The 14,236-nt window shown below is 75.2% G+C and carries 15 protein-coding genes and 1 tRNA gene; 7 read left to right on the top strand and 9 right to left on the bottom strand.

Translation table 11 applies throughout. The features are described 5' to 3' along the window. Position 1: 1 nt before the first annotated feature. The 7 genes from pknB to ACYVOF_RS02860 all read right to left on the bottom strand — a co-directional run bounded on the left by pknB (position 2) and on the right by ACYVOF_RS02860 (position 9,929). Positions 2-1,951 carry a Stk1 family PASTA domain-containing Ser/Thr kinase gene (gene pknB / locus ACYVOF_RS02830; RefSeq protein ID WP_460863986.1) on the bottom strand — a complete coding sequence of 650 codons (1,950 nt, stop codon included), beginning with the start codon at positions 1,949-1,951 and terminating at the stop codon, positions 2-4. Further along, on the bottom strand, positions 1,948-3,327 hold the full coding sequence (locus ACYVOF_RS02835; RefSeq protein ID WP_460863987.1) for a serine/threonine-protein kinase: 1,380 nt from the start codon (positions 3,325-3,327) through the stop codon (positions 1,948-1,950). Before ACYVOF_RS02835 ends, pknB begins: the two co-directional genes overlap by 4 nt. Before the next feature lie 54 nt (positions 3,328-3,381). Then, positions 3,382-4,857 (bottom strand): peptidoglycan D,D-transpeptidase FtsI family protein, encoded by a 1,476-nt coding sequence (locus tag ACYVOF_RS02840; RefSeq protein WP_460863988.1) that lies wholly within the window; start codon positions 4,855-4,857, stop codon positions 3,382-3,384. After that, positions 4,854-6,284, bottom strand: coding sequence for an FtsW/RodA/SpoVE family cell cycle protein (locus tag ACYVOF_RS02845; RefSeq protein ID WP_460863989.1), 1,431 nt, complete (start codon positions 6,282-6,284; stop codon positions 4,854-4,856). Before ACYVOF_RS02845 ends, ACYVOF_RS02840 begins: the two co-directional genes overlap by 4 nt. Next, positions 6,281-7,744: a PP2C family protein-serine/threonine phosphatase gene (locus ACYVOF_RS02850; protein ID WP_460863990.1), complete on the bottom strand. Its 1,464-nt coding sequence runs from the start codon at positions 7,742-7,744 to the stop codon at positions 6,281-6,283. Before ACYVOF_RS02850 ends, ACYVOF_RS02845 begins: the two co-directional genes overlap by 4 nt. Then, a complete protein-coding gene (locus tag ACYVOF_RS02855) occupies positions 7,741-8,211 on the bottom strand; it encodes an FHA domain-containing protein FhaB/FipA (protein ID WP_460863991.1) in 471 nt (156 codons plus the stop codon). The genes ACYVOF_RS02850 and ACYVOF_RS02855 overlap by 4 nt, the downstream gene beginning before the upstream one ends. A 209-nt stretch (positions 8,212-8,420) precedes the next feature. Next, entirely contained in the window at positions 8,421-9,929 is a 1,509-nt protein-coding gene (locus tag ACYVOF_RS02860) for a DUF3662 and FHA domain-containing protein (protein ID WP_460863992.1), read from the bottom strand. 177 nt (positions 9,930-10,106) lie between these two features. Between ACYVOF_RS02860 and ACYVOF_RS02865 the strand changes: the two genes are divergently transcribed. Next, positions 10,107-10,189, top strand: a tRNA-Leu gene (locus ACYVOF_RS02865). A gap of 53 nt (positions 10,190-10,242) precedes the next feature. On the opposite strand, the gene ACYVOF_RS02870 is transcribed toward ACYVOF_RS02865, so the two are convergent. Continuing rightward, a complete protein-coding gene (locus tag ACYVOF_RS02870; RefSeq protein WP_460863993.1) occupies positions 10,243-11,037 on the bottom strand; it encodes an ANTAR domain-containing protein in 795 nt (264 codons plus the stop codon). A 92-nt stretch (positions 11,038-11,129) separates the two neighbouring features. Between ACYVOF_RS02870 and paaI the strand changes: the two genes are divergently transcribed. Next, positions 11,130-11,561, top strand: a complete 432-nt coding sequence (gene paaI / locus ACYVOF_RS02875; RefSeq protein WP_460863994.1) for a hydroxyphenylacetyl-CoA thioesterase PaaI — start codon at positions 11,130-11,132, stop codon at positions 11,559-11,561. A gap of 138 nt (positions 11,562-11,699) precedes the next feature. Continuing rightward, positions 11,700-11,942: a microaggregate-binding protein 1 gene (gene mbp1 / locus ACYVOF_RS02880; protein WP_460863995.1), complete on the top strand. Its 243-nt coding sequence runs from the start codon at positions 11,700-11,702 to the stop codon at positions 11,940-11,942. Positions 11,943-12,011: 69 nt separating this feature from the next. On the opposite strand, the gene ACYVOF_RS02885 is transcribed toward mbp1, so the two are convergent. Continuing rightward, entirely contained in the window at positions 12,012-12,290 is a 279-nt protein-coding gene (locus tag ACYVOF_RS02885; protein WP_460863996.1) for a DUF7218 family protein, read from the bottom strand. A gap of 80 nt (positions 12,291-12,370) precedes the next feature. On the opposite strand from ACYVOF_RS02885, the gene ACYVOF_RS02890 reads away from it, so the two are divergent. From ACYVOF_RS02890 to ACYVOF_RS02905, 4 genes are all read left to right on the top strand, one after another. Continuing rightward, positions 12,371-12,751 carry a hypothetical protein gene (locus tag ACYVOF_RS02890; RefSeq protein ID WP_460863997.1) on the top strand — a complete coding sequence of 127 codons (381 nt, stop codon included), beginning with the start codon at positions 12,371-12,373 and terminating at the stop codon, positions 12,749-12,751. Next, positions 12,744-13,175: a hypothetical protein gene (locus tag ACYVOF_RS02895; protein WP_460863998.1), complete on the top strand. Its 432-nt coding sequence runs from the start codon at positions 12,744-12,746 to the stop codon at positions 13,173-13,175. The genes ACYVOF_RS02890 and ACYVOF_RS02895 overlap by 8 nt, the downstream gene beginning before the upstream one ends. Before the next feature lie 135 nt (positions 13,176-13,310). Beyond that, positions 13,311-13,700, top strand: coding sequence for a MarR family winged helix-turn-helix transcriptional regulator (locus ACYVOF_RS02900; RefSeq protein ID WP_460864100.1), 390 nt, complete (start codon positions 13,311-13,313; stop codon positions 13,698-13,700). A 48-nt stretch (positions 13,701-13,748) separates the two neighbouring features. Then, a complete protein-coding gene (locus tag ACYVOF_RS02905; RefSeq protein ID WP_460863999.1) occupies positions 13,749-14,192 on the top strand; it encodes an OsmC family peroxiredoxin in 444 nt (147 codons plus the stop codon). Positions 14,193-14,236 lie beyond the last annotated feature (44 nt).

Consider the following 14,236-nt stretch of genomic DNA (forward strand, 5'->3'; position numbering starts at 1 on the left):
CCTACCGCGTGGGGGCGGGCGAGGTCGTCGTCGTGCTCGGCGGGGCCGGGAAGATCGTGAAGGCCCCCACGGTCACCGAGATGGGTGCCGCCGGGTCCAGCTCGGTGCCCTGCGCGGTGCTCTGGGTGAGCACCCGGCCGTTCTGCGTCAGGTCGTTCGTCGGCGTGGGCGTCTGCACCAGGGTGGCCGCGGTGCCCGTCCAGCCCGCCGCGGTGAGCCGGGTGACGGCGTCGGCCGGGGTCAGCCCGACGAGGTCGGGGACGATGAAGCGGTTGCCGCGCGAGGTGGTCAGCACGATCGTCGAGCCCAGGTCGGCCTGGGTGCCGCCCTTGGGCGTCTGGGCCAGCACCACGCCCGCGGTGCGCGGCGAGTCCACCTGCTCCTCGACGACGACGAACCCGGCGGCCTCGAGGTTGCCGCGGGCGCCTGCGACCTGCTGGCCCACGACGTCGGTCACCCGGACCTGCGCCGGGCCGCTGCCCAGCACGACCGCGACGGCGCTGCCGATGTCGAGCTGCGCGCCCTCGGCGGGCGACGAGTTGAGGACCTTGTCCCTCGCCTCCGGGGTGCTCGGGGCCCGGGTCGGGTTGGGGGCCAGCACCAGCCCGGCCTGCTGCAGCGCCGCGGTGGCCTGGTCCAGCGTCAGGTCCACCAACGACGGGACGGTCTTCTTCTCCTTGCCGGTGGAGACGCGCATGACCACGGCCGTGCCGCGGTCCACGGTCGCCCCGGCGGCCGGGTCGGTGTCGATGACGTCGCCGTCGGCCACCGTGTTCGACGTGGTCATGAGCGGCCGGACGTTGAGCCCCTGCGCGGTGAGGCGGGTCTGCGCCGTCTCGTAGGGCTGGCCGGTGACGTCGGGGATCGCGACCTGCGGCGGGCGGCCGCCGCCGTTGAGCTGGTAGAGGTACAGGCCCAGCACCCCGGCCAGCGCGACCACCGCGACCGTGGCCAGGGTGGCCAGCACCCGGCGGTTGCGGCGCCGCCGGCGCTCGTCCTCGACCGGGTCGTCCTCGTCGTCCTCGGTGCGGTGCTTACCGCCGCCCACGGCCGTGGGGCCGAGGATGGAGGTGCGCTCCTCCTCGCTCATGATCACCGGGGCCGAGGGGCGCTGCCCGGCGATCACCCGCACCAGGTCGGCCCGCATCTCCCCGGCGCTCTGGTAGCGGTTGGCCGGGTTCTTGCTCATCGCCTTGAGCACGATGGAGTCCAGCGCCGCGGGCACGTCGGCGTGCACCTGCGACGGGGCGGGCGGGTCCTCCCGCACGTGCTGGTAGGCCACCGCCACCGGGGAGTCCCCGGTGAACGGCGGCTCCCCGGTCAGCAGCTCGAAGAGCACGCAGCCGGCGGAGTAGACGTCGGAGCGCGCGTCGACCTGCTGGCCGCGGGCCTGCTCCGGGGAGAGGTACTGCGCGGTCCCGATGACCGAGGCGGTCTGGGTCATCGTCGAGGTGCCGTCGGACACCGCCCGGGCGATGCCGAAGTCCATCACCTTGACCGCGCCGGCCCGGTTGATCATCACGTTGGCGGGCTTGACGTCGCGGTGGACGATGCCCTGGTGGTGGCTGTAGTCCAGCGCCGCGCAGACGTCGGCCATGACCTCCATGGCCCGGCGTGGGGAGAGCGGGCCGTCACCGCGGACCACGTCGCGCAGCGTCTCCCCGTCGACCCGCTCCATGACGATGTAGGGCAGCGGACCGGCCTCGGTGTCCGCCTCGCCCGTGTCGTACACCGCGACGATGGCGGGGTGGTTCAGCGAGGCCGCGTTCTGCGCCTCCCGGCTGAAGCGCAGGAAGAACGTCGGGTCGCGCGCCAGGTCGGCCCGCAGCACCTTTACGGCCACGTCGCGGCCCAGCCGGGTGTCCACGGCGGAGTAGACCTCGGACATGCCGCCGAAGCCGAGGGTCTCGCCCAGCTCGTAGCGGCCGGACAGGTTGCGGGGGGTCGTCACCGCGCGGCACCGCCGACGGTGATGGGGGGCAGCCCGGGCACGGAGATCGTCTGCGGGCCCGCGCCGTTCCCGCCGCCGTTCCCGTTCCCGCCGCCGTTCCCGTTCCCGTTCCCGCGGGTGGTCGTCGTCGTGGGCGGGGTCGTGGTGGTCGTCGTGGTCGTGGTGGTCGTCGGCCGGGTCGTCGTCGTGGTGGGCGCCTCGGTCGTGGTGGTCGTGGTGGGCGCCTCGGTGGTCGTCGTCGGCGCCGTGGTGGTCACCGACGACGACGGCGGCACGGGCGTGGTCGGGGAGGGCAGGCCGCGGCTGAGCAGGTACGCGGCGACCCCCAGCAGCAGCAGCGCCACCACGGCGACCAGGGCGATGAGCGGGCCGTTGCCGCCGCGCCGCGGGTCGGCCACCGGGGCCACCCGGGTCGAGGAGGTGCGCGGCGGCGGGCCCGGCACGGCCCCCATCACGGCGGTGCGCGGCGCGGTGGGCCGGCCCATGACCTCGGTGGCCGCGCCGGCGCCGGTCCACCCCGCCGGCGCCGGCGGGCGGCGGCCCGCGCGCACCGCGGACACGGCGTCGGCCAGCTCACCGCCGGACCGGTAGCGCTGGGCCGGGTCCTTGGCGAGCGCGTAGCCCAGCAGCTCGGCCACCGCGGGCGGTGCGGCCGCGCCCAGCGGCGGCGGGACGTCGCGGATGTGCATCATCGCCACCGTGAGCGGGTTCTCGGCGGTGAACGGCCGCTGCCCGGCCAGGCACTCGTAGCCGACGATGCCGAGGGAGTACACGTCGCTGGCGGGGCCCGCCTCCTGCCCGAGCGCCTGCTCCGGGGAGATGTACTGGGCGGTGCCCATGACCATCCCGGTGCGGGTGACGGGCGCGGCGTCGACGGCCTTGGCGATGCCGAAGTCGGTGATCTTCACCTGGCCCGCGGGCGTGATGAGGATGTTGCCGGGCTTGACGTCGCGGTGGACCACCCCGCGCGAGTGGGCGACCTGCAGCGCGCGCCCGGTCTGCTCGAGCAGGTCCAGGGTGTTCTCGGTGCTGACCCGGCCCTCGCGGGACAGGACGGAGGACAGCGACTCGCCGGCCACGAGCTCCATGACCAGGTAGGCGACCTCGTCGGGCGAGCCGTCCACCCCGGAGGTCTCGCCGTAGTCGAAGACCCCGGCGATGCCCGGGTGGTTGAGCCCGGCCGTGGTGCGCGCCTCCACCCGGAAGCGCTGCAGGAACTCGTCGTCGCTGGAGATCTCCGGCTTCAGGACCTTGACGGCCACCTGGCGGCCCAGCCGGCCGTCGGTCGCCTCCCAGACCTCGCCCATGCCGCCCACCGCGATCCGGTGGGTCAGCTGGTACCGGTCGGCCAGCATGCTGCCCGCGCGCAAGCTCACCGCTGCACCCCCACGTCGCTCCGCAGGCTCCGCTCGTCACGCTCGCTCATGGCGTCACCCACCACCCTGCAGCACCGACGCGATGACCGCCCGGGCCACCGGGGCCGCGACGGACCCGCCCGTGGCGGCGAGCGAGGCGTTGCCGCCGTCCTCGACCACCACGGCGATCGCGACCTGCGGGTTCACCGCCGGGGCGAACGCGATGTACCAGGCGTGCGGCGGCGTGTTGCGCGGGTCCTCGCCGTGCTCGGCGGTGCCCGTCTTGGACGCGATCTGCACCCCGTTGATCTTGCCGGTGCTGGTGGAGAAGTTCTCCGAGCCGATCATCAGCTGGGTGAGCTGGTCGGCGACGGACTTGCTCATCGCCTGGCCCAGCTGCTCGGGGGCCACGGCCTCGAGGGTGGACAGGTCCGGGCCCTGCAGCTGCGAGACCAGGTGCGGCGCCATCCGCATGCCGCCGTTGGCCACCGTGGCAGCGATCTCGGCGTTCTGCAGCGGGGTCACCCGCACGTCGCGCTGCCCGATGCTGGACTGGCCCAGGGCCGCGTCGTCGGGGATGTCCCCGAGCTCGGAGGTGGCCACCTCGAGCGGGATCGGCGCCGGGGCCTGGTCGAGGCCCAGGGCCTGCGCCTGCTTGCGGACCGCGGCCGTGCCGGTGTCGATCCCCAGCTGGACGAAGGCGGTGTTGCAGGAGCGGGCGAAGGCCTCGGACAGCGGGGCGGTCGAGCCGGAGCCGCACGTCTCCCCGTCGTAGTTCTCCAGCGTGGTGCTGGTGCCCGGCAGCGTGGTCTGCCCCGCCGCCGTCAGCGGGGTGCTGGGGGTGGCGCCGTTCGCCAGCGCCGCCGCGGTGACGACGACCTTGAAGGTCGAGCCCGGCGGGTACGTCGTCGAGGTCGCCCGGTTGACCAGCGGGTCCGCCGCGTCGCCCTGCAGCGCGTCGAACGCGGCCGTCCGGGTGTCGGCGTCGTGGCTGGCCAGCGGGTTCGGGTCGTAGCTGGGGGTGGAGACCATGGCCAGGACCTCGCCGGTCGACGGCCGCAGGGCCACCACGGAGCCCCGGTAGCCGTTGCTCGTCATCTGGTCGTAGGCGGTCTGCTGGGCGCGCGGGTCGAGGGTGAGCACGACGTTGCCGCCGCGCGGGTCGCGGCCCGCGACGAGGTCGATGAGGCGGCGGGCGAAGAGCCGGTCGTCGGAGCCGGAGAGCACCGGGTCCTCGGCCTTCTCGATGCCCGAGCTGGCGTACTGCAGCGAGTAGTAGCCGGTGACGGGGGCGTAGGCGGCGGCCGTCTGCCCCGGGTAGGTGCGCAGGTACTTGAACCGGTCGTCGGTGGGCACGCTGGAGGCCAGCACCTGCCCCCCGGTGGAGATCTGGCCGCGCTGGCGGGAGTACTCGTCGAGCAGCACCCGCTGGTTGCGGGGGTCGGCGCGCAGCTGGTCGGCCCGGATGACCTGCACGTAGGTGATGTTCACCAGCAGGGCGACCACCAGGACCATCACGGCGATCGCCACGCGGCGCAGCGGGGTGTTCACGGGCGCTCCACCATCTGGGTCGGGGCGTCCGCGATCGGGGCCGGCGGCGGGACGGGCGCGGCGCTGCGGCTGGGCGCGGGCCGGCGCGCGGCGTCGGAGATGCGCAGCAGCAGCGCCACCAGCGCGTAGTTGGCCACCAGCGACGAGCCGCCGTAGGAGAGGAACGGCAGGGTCAGCCCGGTCAGCGGGATGAGGTCGGTGGCGCCGCCGACGACGACGAAGACCTGCAGCGCCATGGAGAAGGCCAGGCCGGCGGCGAGCAGCTTGCCGAAGCTGTCCCGCACCGCGATCGCGGAGCGCATGCCGCGCACCGTGATCAGCGCGTAGATCATGAGCACCGCGGCCAGGCCGATGAGGCCGAGCTCCTCGCCGATGGTGGAGGTGATGAAGTCGGTCTTGGCGAACGGCACGGTCTCCGGGCGGCCGGCGCCGAGCCCGGTGCCGCCGACGCCCCCGGTGCCGAGGCCGAACAGCGCCTGGGACAGCTGGTAGCCGGTGTTGTCGTAGTCGGCGAAGGGGTCGAGCCAGGTGGACACGCGGATCTGCACCCGGCCGAAGAGCTGGTAGGCCGTGTACGCCCCGACGGCGAACAGCCCCAGCCCGATGACCAGCCACGACGCCCGCTCGGTGGCCACGTAGATCATGGCCAGGACCGTGCCGAACAGCAGCAGCGAGGTGCCCAGGTCCTGCTCGAACACCAGCACCAGCACCGAGAGGCCCCACGCCAGCAGCAGCGGGCCCAGGTCGCGCGCCCGGGGCAGGTCCAGGCCGAGCAGGTGGCGGCCCGCGGTGGTGAACAGGTCCCGCTTGGAGACGAGGAACGCCGCCACGAAGATGAACAGCAGGATCTTGGCGAACTCGCCCGGCTGGATGGACAGCCCCGGCAGCCGGATCCAGATCTTGGCCCCGTTGACCTCGCTCAGGCTGGCGGGCAGCACGGCGGGCAGCGCCAGGGCGACCAGGCCCGCCAGGCCCAGGGTGTAGCCGTAGCGGGCCATCAGCCGGTGGTCCCGGACCAGGGCGAGGACGCCGACGAACAGGGCCACCCCGAGCGCGGTCCACACCACCTGGTTGGTCGTGTCCGGCGAGGGCAGCGGGTCCCCCGCCTGCACGGCCTCGGCCACCTCGGCCAGGTCGAGCCGGTGGATGAGCACCAGGCCCAGCCCGTTGAGCACGGCCACGCACGGCAGCAGCAGCGGGTCGGCGTGCGGGGCGAGCCGGCGCACCGCGACGTGGGCCACGGCGTAGAGGGCCAGGAACGCGGCGCCGTACTGCAGGATCGCCAGGCTCAGCGCCTGCTCCTGGTTCACCTCCACCAGCGTCAGGGCCGAGGTCGTCAGCACCGCGGCCAGGGCCAGCAGCGCGAGCTCGGCGCCGCGGCGGGTGGGCACCGGGGTGCCGCCCGGCGGGCTCAGCGGGCCGCTCACGGTGCCCCCACCCGGCAGTTGGTGCCCTCGACGGGGGACGGCACCGGCAGGTCGGTGCCCGTCGGGGTGGGCGTCGTCGTGGTGGTCGGCGGCGGTGCGGTGACCCCGGGCAGCGGCACCGGCGGGGTCTCGCTCAGCGTGGCCGGGGGCGCCGTGGTCGTCGGCGTGGCGGTGGTGGACGTGGTGGCGGCGAGCGAGGCGCACAGCGGCAGCAGCTCCTGCTCGACGAGCTGGGCGAGCTGGCGGTGCGCGTCGTCGACCGACCCGCCGGGCAGCCCGGCCAGCACCTGCTCGCGCGCGGCGGGGCGCAGGTCGTCGAGGGTGAGCAGCGTGCACCCGGCGGAGGCCTGCCCGGGCACCACCAGGCGCAGCTCCCCGGCGTCGGTGACGCAGCCCTGCTCGGTGACGTCCTGCAGCGTGATGCCCAGGACCTCCCCGGGCAGGCCCTGCAGCACCGAGACCGTGCCGGAGCGGTCGCCGACGTAGTAGTTGGAGTTGATCCACGCCCGGCCGACGACGACGCCCGCGGCCACGACGAGCAGCGCGACGAGCGCGAGGAGCACGGTGCGCCGCCGCCGGCCCCGCCCGCGGGTGGGGGCGGCGTCGGCCGGGGGCTCGACCCGCTGCGGGGTGGCCCGGGCGGGGTTGACCGCGGCGGCGCGCCCGGCCGCGGTGTCCGGGGTGGCCGCGTCGTCGACGTCGCCGGAGGCCGAGCCGCCCACGATGGGGTGGTCCTCGCCGTACTCGACGTCGACCACGTCCGCCACCACGACGGTGACGTTGTCCGGGCCGCCGCTGCGCAGCGCGAGCTCGATGAGCCGGTCCGCGCTGGCCTGCGGGTCGGCGATGGTCAGCGCCTCGGCCAGGGTCTCGGTGCTGACCACCCCGGAGAGCCCGTCGGAGCACAGCAGGTAGCGGTCGCCCGCCCGGCAGTCCCGCACCGTCAGGGTCGGCTCGACGTCGCCGCCGGTCAGCGCGCGCAGGAGCAGCGACCGCTGGGGGTGCACCGCGGCCTCGTCGGCGCTGAGCCGGCCCTCGTCGATGAGGGACTGCACGAAGGTGTCGTCGTGGGTGATCTGGGAGAGCTCGCCGCCCCGCAGCAGGTAGGCCCGCGAGTCCCCGACGTGCACCAGGCCCAGGCGCGTGCCGGCGAAGAGCACGGCCGTCAGCGTGGTGCCCATGCCCTCCAGCTCGGGCTCGTCGGCCACGAGCTCGGTGATGGAGTCGTTGCCGGCGATCGTCGCCTGCCGCAGCTGGGCGAGCAGGTCCCCGCGGGGCTCGTCGTCGTCCAGCGGGGCGAGCGCGGCGATGACCATCTTCGAGGCCACCTCGCCGGCCGCGTGCCCGCCCATGCCGTCGGCGAGGGCGAGCAGACGGGGCCCGGCGTAGACCGCGTCCTGGTTGTTGGCGCGCACCAGGCCGCGGTCGCTGCGGGCGGCGTAGCGGAGGACCAGGGTCACGGGCGCAGCTCGATCACGGTCCGCCCGATCCGCACCGGGGTCCCCAGGGGGACGCGGGTGGGCGCGGTGACCTTGTCCTGGTCGAGGTACGTGCCGTTGGTCGAGCCGAGGTCCTCCACGAACCAGTCGGTGCCCCGCGGCGAGAGCCGGGCGTGGCGGGTGGAGGCGTAGTCGTCGGTGAGCACCAGGGTCGAGTCGTCGGCGCGACCCATGAGGACGGCCTGGGTGCCCAGGGTGATGCGGGTGCCCTTGAGCGCGCCCTGGGTGACCACGAGGTTGCGGGCGACCTTGCCGCTGCGCGACGACGGGCGCGGGCTGCTGCTGCGGCGCAGCGGGGAGGCCACCGGCACCCGGGTGCCCGACGCGGCGTAGAGGTCGGTGCGCAGCACGCGCAGGACGGCGAGGACGAACAGCCAGAGCAGGACGAGGAAGCCGCCCCTGGTCAGCTGCAGCACCAGTCCCTGCACGGGTCCCCCTCCCTGTCCTCGTCCTCGGTCCGGGTCGGCCGTGCGGCCGCCCGGGGCTGTGCTGCGGGGCCCGTCCCGGACCCCGCACGGTGCGGCGCCGGACCGCGGCCATCGCGCGAGCAGTCTCGCACCCGCCCCCGATCCTGCCCGAGCCCCGCCTGCTGCGGGAGTGCCTGGTGGTGCCCGAGGGGCTCGGCGGGGTCGGTCGGTCAGCCCTGGATGCGCACCACGATGGAGGAGTGGCCCGCGCGGAGCACGTCCCCGTCGGCGAGCTGCCAGTTGTTCACCGGCGAGCCGTTGACGGTGGTGCCGTTGGTCGAGCCCAGGTCGGTGAGCATGGCGACCTGTCCGTCCCAGGTGATCTCGGCGTGCCGACGCGAGACGCCGGTGTCGGGCACCCGGAACTGCGCGTCCTGGCCGCGGCCGATCACGGTGGTGCCGTCCTTGAGCTGGTAGGACCGCCCGCTGCCGTCGTCGAGGTGCAGCGAGGCCTGCAGGGTCTGCTGCCCCCACGACCCCCCGGCGCCCGCGCCGGCGTAGCCCTGCGTGGCGGGGCCGGCGTCGGACTGGCCCGGGTAGCCGCCCTGCTCCGGCTGCCCGTACCCCTGCTGCCCGTAGCCCTGCTGGCCGTACCCCTGCTGCCCGTAGCCCTGCTGGCCGGGGTACCCACCCTGCTGGCCCGGGTAGCCGCCCTGCTGGCCGGGCTGGCCGTACCCCTGCTGGGGGTAGCCGCCCTGCTGTCCCGGGTAGCCACCCTGCTGGCCGGGCTGGCCGTAGCCATGCTGCGCGTACCCCTGCTGACCGGGGTAGCCACCCTGCTGGGGGTCGCCGCCCTGCTGACCGGGGTAGCCACCCTGCTGGGGGTCGCCGCCCTGCTGGCCCGGGTAGCCGCCCGGCTGACCGGGGTAGCCGCCCTGCTGGCCGTACCCACCCTGCTGGCCGTAGCCCTGCTGACCGGGGTGACCACCCTGCCCCGGGTAGCCACCCTGCTCGGGCTGCCCGGCGGGCTGGTCCTGCTGCCCGTGCGCACCCTGCTCGGGCCGGCCGTACCCCGGCTGCGGCTGCCCGTACCCCGGCTGCGGGTACCCACCCTGCCCGGGGTAGCCACCGGGCTGCGGGTACCCACCCTGCTCGGGGTAGCCGCCCTGCTCGCCGGGGCCGCCCTGCTCCGCGTAGCCACCGGGACCGGGACGGCCGCCCTGCGCCGCCGCGTCGTGCTGGCCCGGCCCCGCCGCACGCGACTCGTCGCGCCCCTCGGCGTCGTCGGGCTGGTCGTGGCCGTGGTCGTGGCTCATCGGTGGTGCTCCAGGGTCGGGGTCGTGGCGTGGTCGGCTGCCGTGCTCCGCGTCGGGGTCGACGCGGGAGGTGATGCGGAACTGCCCGGTGTGCAGCGCGGGGGACGACTCGAGCGCCACGGCCACCTCGCCGTACGTCTGCCACCCCCGGTCGGTGAGGTTGTCACGCACGCAGCGCACGAGCATGTCGGCTGCGCGCTGCTCGTCCTCGGCCACGCGGGCGCGGTCGGTGCTGCTCAGGGTGACGACGTAGGAGTTCGGCGCGAGCCAGTGGCCGCCGTCGAGGTGGCGCACGCCGTCGGCCGCCTCGCGCTGCAGGCCGGCCTCGAGCTCGGCGGGGACGACGCCGCCGCCGAAGATGCGGGCGAACGCGTCGCCGACCGCGCCCTCGAGGCGACGCTCGAAGCGCTGGACGATCCCCACCGCTGCCCTCCCTCCGCTCGGCCGGCCTCCTCACCACCGTCCTGGCGGCGCGGTGCGGCGCGGTGTCCCACCACCGGGCACCGCCTGTGCTCGCATGGTATCGGTCGGGCCCGTCCACCACGTGCACTCGGTGGGAGGACGCCGCTGGGCCGCGTGCTACCTTCTTCGCCGTCGCTCGGGCGAGTGGCGGAATGGCAGACGCGCTGGCTTCAGGTGCCAGTGTCCTCCGGGACGTGGGGGTTCAAGTCCCCCCTCGCCCACGCACGCCGAGCCGGTCCGGGACCCCCGGGCCGGCTCGCGGCGTCCCCGGGCGCTACCGCGCGGCGGGCCCGGTGCCGCTGTGCTCGGCGACGAACTCCCGGGCCAGCACGGCCAGCTTGGTGTTGGTGTGCTGGGAGCGGGTGCGCAGCAGCTCGAACGCGTCCTCGGCGGAGACCGAGTGGACCGCCATGAGGATGCCCTTGGCCTGCTCGATCGGGGCGCGGCTGACCATCGCCTCCTGCAGCTGGGCGACGAGGTCCTGCGAGGCCCGCAGCCGCGCGTAGTCGCCCACGGACCGCTCGGCGTGCGCGCTGAGCAGCTGCAGCAGCACCGCGTCGTCCTCGGAGAAGCGGTCCGTGTCGGTCGCGTAGAGGTTCAGCGCGCCCAGGCACCCGTCGTCCGAGCCCAGGGGGGCGGCGAGGAAGGCGGAGATCCCCGCGGCCTCGGCGTCCGGGGCGAAGGTCGGCCAGCGCTCCCGCACCGTGGCGAGGTCGACGTGGACGACCTCGCCGCTGCGCATCGCGTGCAGGCACGGGCCGTCGCCCGCGTCGTACTGCGCGGCGTCCACGGTCAGCGTCCCGTCGTCGGTGGCGACGGCGGTGAAGGGGGTGCGCCCGACCCGGGCCGTCACCCCGGCGCTGGTCGCCCCGCCGACCACGGACGTGGCGAGGTCCACCGTGCGCTGCAGGAACTCGACGAGCTCGTCCTCGTCGGAGACCGACCAGCCCAGGGCCGCGACCACCTCGGCGGTCGCGGCGGGGTGGGTCCGGACGGCGGTGCGCACGAGGTCGGCGTAGCTGGTGGTGCGGGCGTCGGAGAGCGCGGGGCTCGCTGCGGGGGTGTCCACGGCCCGGATGGTAAGCAGCCGCGCCGGTCGCGCGCGGGCGACCGGGGTCCGCACGGGCCCGGGCCGGGGCGCGAACGGCTAGCGTCCGCGGCGTGGACCCCCAGCCGCCCGACCAGGACCCCGTGCTCGCGATGATGGCCGCGGACGCCACGGGCCCGGCGCTGGGCATCGAGCTCGCCGACCACGGCCCCGGCTGGGCGCACGTGCGGATGACGGTGCGCCCCGACATGGTCAACGGCCACCACATCGCCCACGGCGGCATGGTGTTCACCCTCGCCGACACCGCGTTCGCCTGCGCCTGCAACAGCTGGGGCCCCGCCGCGGTCGCGGCCGGCTGCGAGATCACCTTCGTCGCCCCGGCCCGCGAGGGGGACGTGCTCGACGCCCGGGCCGAGGTGCGGACCCGCTTCGGCCGCCGCGGCATCTGCGACGTCACCGTCACCCGCCGGGGCACGCAGCCCGGCGAGGGGGACGAGGTGGTGGCCGAGCTGCGGGGCCACAGCCAGGAGCTGCGGGCCCGGTGAGACGTCCGCCTCCCCGGGTGGCGGCCCCGGTGAGGGGCTGAGAACCTTCCCAGCGCAGCCCGGCACCGTCGCCGACCCGGCGATGGCCGCCCCCCGGGGGGCGGTGCGAGCACGGGCGCGGACGAGAGGGAGAAGACCGTGGCTGACGAGAAGAGCGGTGCCGCCGAGGGCGTCAAGGGCATCGTCGAGGGCGTCGTGGGCAAGGCCAAGGAGGGTGTCGGTGCCGTCACCGGCAACGACTCCCTGAAGGAGGCCGGCAAGGCCCAGCAGGACAAGGCCGAGGACCAGCGCGAGGTCGCCCAGAAGGAGGCCGAGGCCGAGAAGGCCCGCGCGCAGGCCAAGGCCGACGAGAGCCGCCAGAAGGCCGCCGAGCAGGGCTGACCCGGCTCCACCCGTTCCCGCACCCGCCCCCCGGTGAGCACCACCGGGGGGCGGGCGTGCGCCTGGCGGTCAGCTGTTGCGCAGCGCCTCGACCAGCTCGTCCTTGGTCATCGACGAGCGGCCCTCGACGTCGAGCTCGCGCGCCCTCTGGTGCAGCTCGTCGACCGTCCACTCCTCGTAGGACGGGGACTCGCCGCCCCGTTCACCGACCGTCGAGCGGCCGTCGCGCGCCGCCGCGTTCGCGATCCGGGCCGACTTGCCCTTGCTGTTGCCCTCCTCGCGGAGCGCCTCGTACATCTCCGGGTCCTTGACGCTGGGGCCCGGGTCCTCCTTCTCGTCCTCAGCCATGGCCGCGATGGTGGCAGCCCGCGGGGCCGCTCGCAGCCCCGGCCCTGCCGCCCGCGGCGCGCGCGGGGAGGATGGCGGGCGTGGTGTCCTGGCTCGCCGACCTCGTCCTCCTGCTCAGCGCCGTGGGCCTGCTGTGGGCCCTGGTGATGGTGGCCGTGCGCCGCCCGCTCGGCACGGCCGCGGTCGCGGACCGCGGGGTGCTCGGCGTGGCCGGCCTGCTCGAGGTCGCCCTGGTGGTGCAGCTCGTCGTCGGCGTCGTCCTGCTCGCCGGCACCGACCGGCCCGTCTCCGGGGTCACCTTCGTCGGCTACCTCGTGGGCTCGCTGCTCATCGTCCCCGTCGGCCTGGCGTGGGCCCTGGCCGACCGCAGCCGGTGGGGCCCCGGGGTGCTGGCGGTGGCGTTCGTGACCATCCCCGTCATGATCCTGCGCATGGTCCAGATCTGGAACGTCAGTGCCTGAGCGCCGGGAGCCCGACGCGCCGGTCACCGGTCGGGAGCGCGCGCGGTCCGGGCCCGGCCGGGTGCTGGTGGCGGTGTACGCGGTCTTCGCGCTCTCGGCGGGCGCCCGCTCGGTCGAGCAGATCGCGACGAAGTTCTCGCTCGCCCCGGTGCCGTTCCTGCTCTCCGCGCTGGCGGCCGTGGTCTACCTCGTGGCGACCGTCGCGCTGGTGCGGGGCTGGCTCGGCGTGGCGCTGGTCGCCGTCGTCGTCGAGCTGGTCGGCGTGCTGGCCGTCGGCACCACCAGCGTGCTGCTGCCCGCGGAGTTCCCGGAGGCGACGGTGTGGTCGGAGTTCGGGGCGGGCTACGGCTTCGTCCCGGTCCTGCTGCCGCTGCTCGGGATCGCCTGGCTGGTGCACCTGCGCCGCGGGGCCGCGCGCCGCTGAGGCGCCCGCGACAGTCCTGTCGTGCACGACAGGACTGCGCGCTACCGTGGCCGGGTGACCACGACCAGCGACGAGCCCCGCGAGCTCGCCCTCGCCGACCGGCTCTGCCTGGCGCTGCACACCGCCTCCCGGGCGATGACGGCGCGCTACCGCCCGCTGCTCGCCGAGCTGGGCCTGACCTACCCGCAGTACCTGGTGATGGTGGCGCTGTGGGAGGGCGGGCCGCTCGGCGTCGGCCGGCTCGGTGAGCAGCTGCGGCTGGACTCCTCGACGCTGTCGCCGCTGCTCAAGCGGCTGGAGACGATGGGCTTGGTCCGGCGCGTCCGCGGGGTGGCGGACGCCCGCGCGGTCCGGGTGGAGCTGACGGTCGGGGGCCGGGCCATGGAGGTCGCGGCGGCGCGCGTGCCGGACGCGATCTGCGACGCCACCGGGATGGACGGGTCCGAGCAGGCCGAGCTCGTCGGCGTGCTGCGCGCGCTGGCCGAGCGGCTCGACCCCGCCGACAGGTCTGTCGCGCACGATTGAAACGTGTACCATCGGTTCAGCCAGTCACCGCCGACGCAAGGAGCCCCCATGCCCACCCGTACCGCCCGCACCGCCTGGAACGGCACCCTCGAGGAGGGCTCCGGCCAGGTCGAGATGACCTCCTCCAAGGTCGGCACCTACGACGTGTCGTTCCCGAAGCGCGCCGCTGACGACGCCGGTGGCACCACCAGCCCGGAGGAGATGATCGCGGCCGCGCACTCCTCCTGCTACGCGATGCAGTGCTCCGCGATCATCGCCGAGAAGGGCGGCACGCCGCAGTCGCTCGACGTCACCGCCGAGGTCTCGCTCGGCCCGGACAAGGCCAACGGCGGCTTCAAGCTGACCGGCATCAAGCTGATCGTCCGCGGCGAGGTCGAGGGCATGGACGCCGACGGCTTCGCCGAGGCCGCCCAGGCCGCCAAGGAGAGCTGCCCCGTGTCGAAGGCGCTGACCGGCGTCGACATCACGCTGGACGCCGCGCTCGAGAGCTGAGCCACCCCGGCCGGGCCCGCGCCCGGCACCCCGACCGGCCCCAC

This window comes from Rhodococcus aerolatus (genome assembly GCF_054783215.1).

Bases quoted from the DNA above. Each gene is read 5' to 3' on its own strand.
- ACYVOF_RS02885 (WP_460863996.1), bottom strand. From the start codon at position 12,290: ATGGCTGAGGACGAGAAGGAGGACCCGGGCCCCAGCGTCAAGGACCCG.
- ACYVOF_RS02900 (WP_460864100.1), top strand. From the start codon at position 13,311: ATGACGGCGCGCTACCGCCCGCTGCTCGCCGAGCTGGGCCTGACCTAC.
- ACYVOF_RS02905 (WP_460863999.1), top strand. From the start codon at position 13,749: ATGCCCACCCGTACCGCCCGCACCGCCTGGAACGGCACCCTCGAGGAG.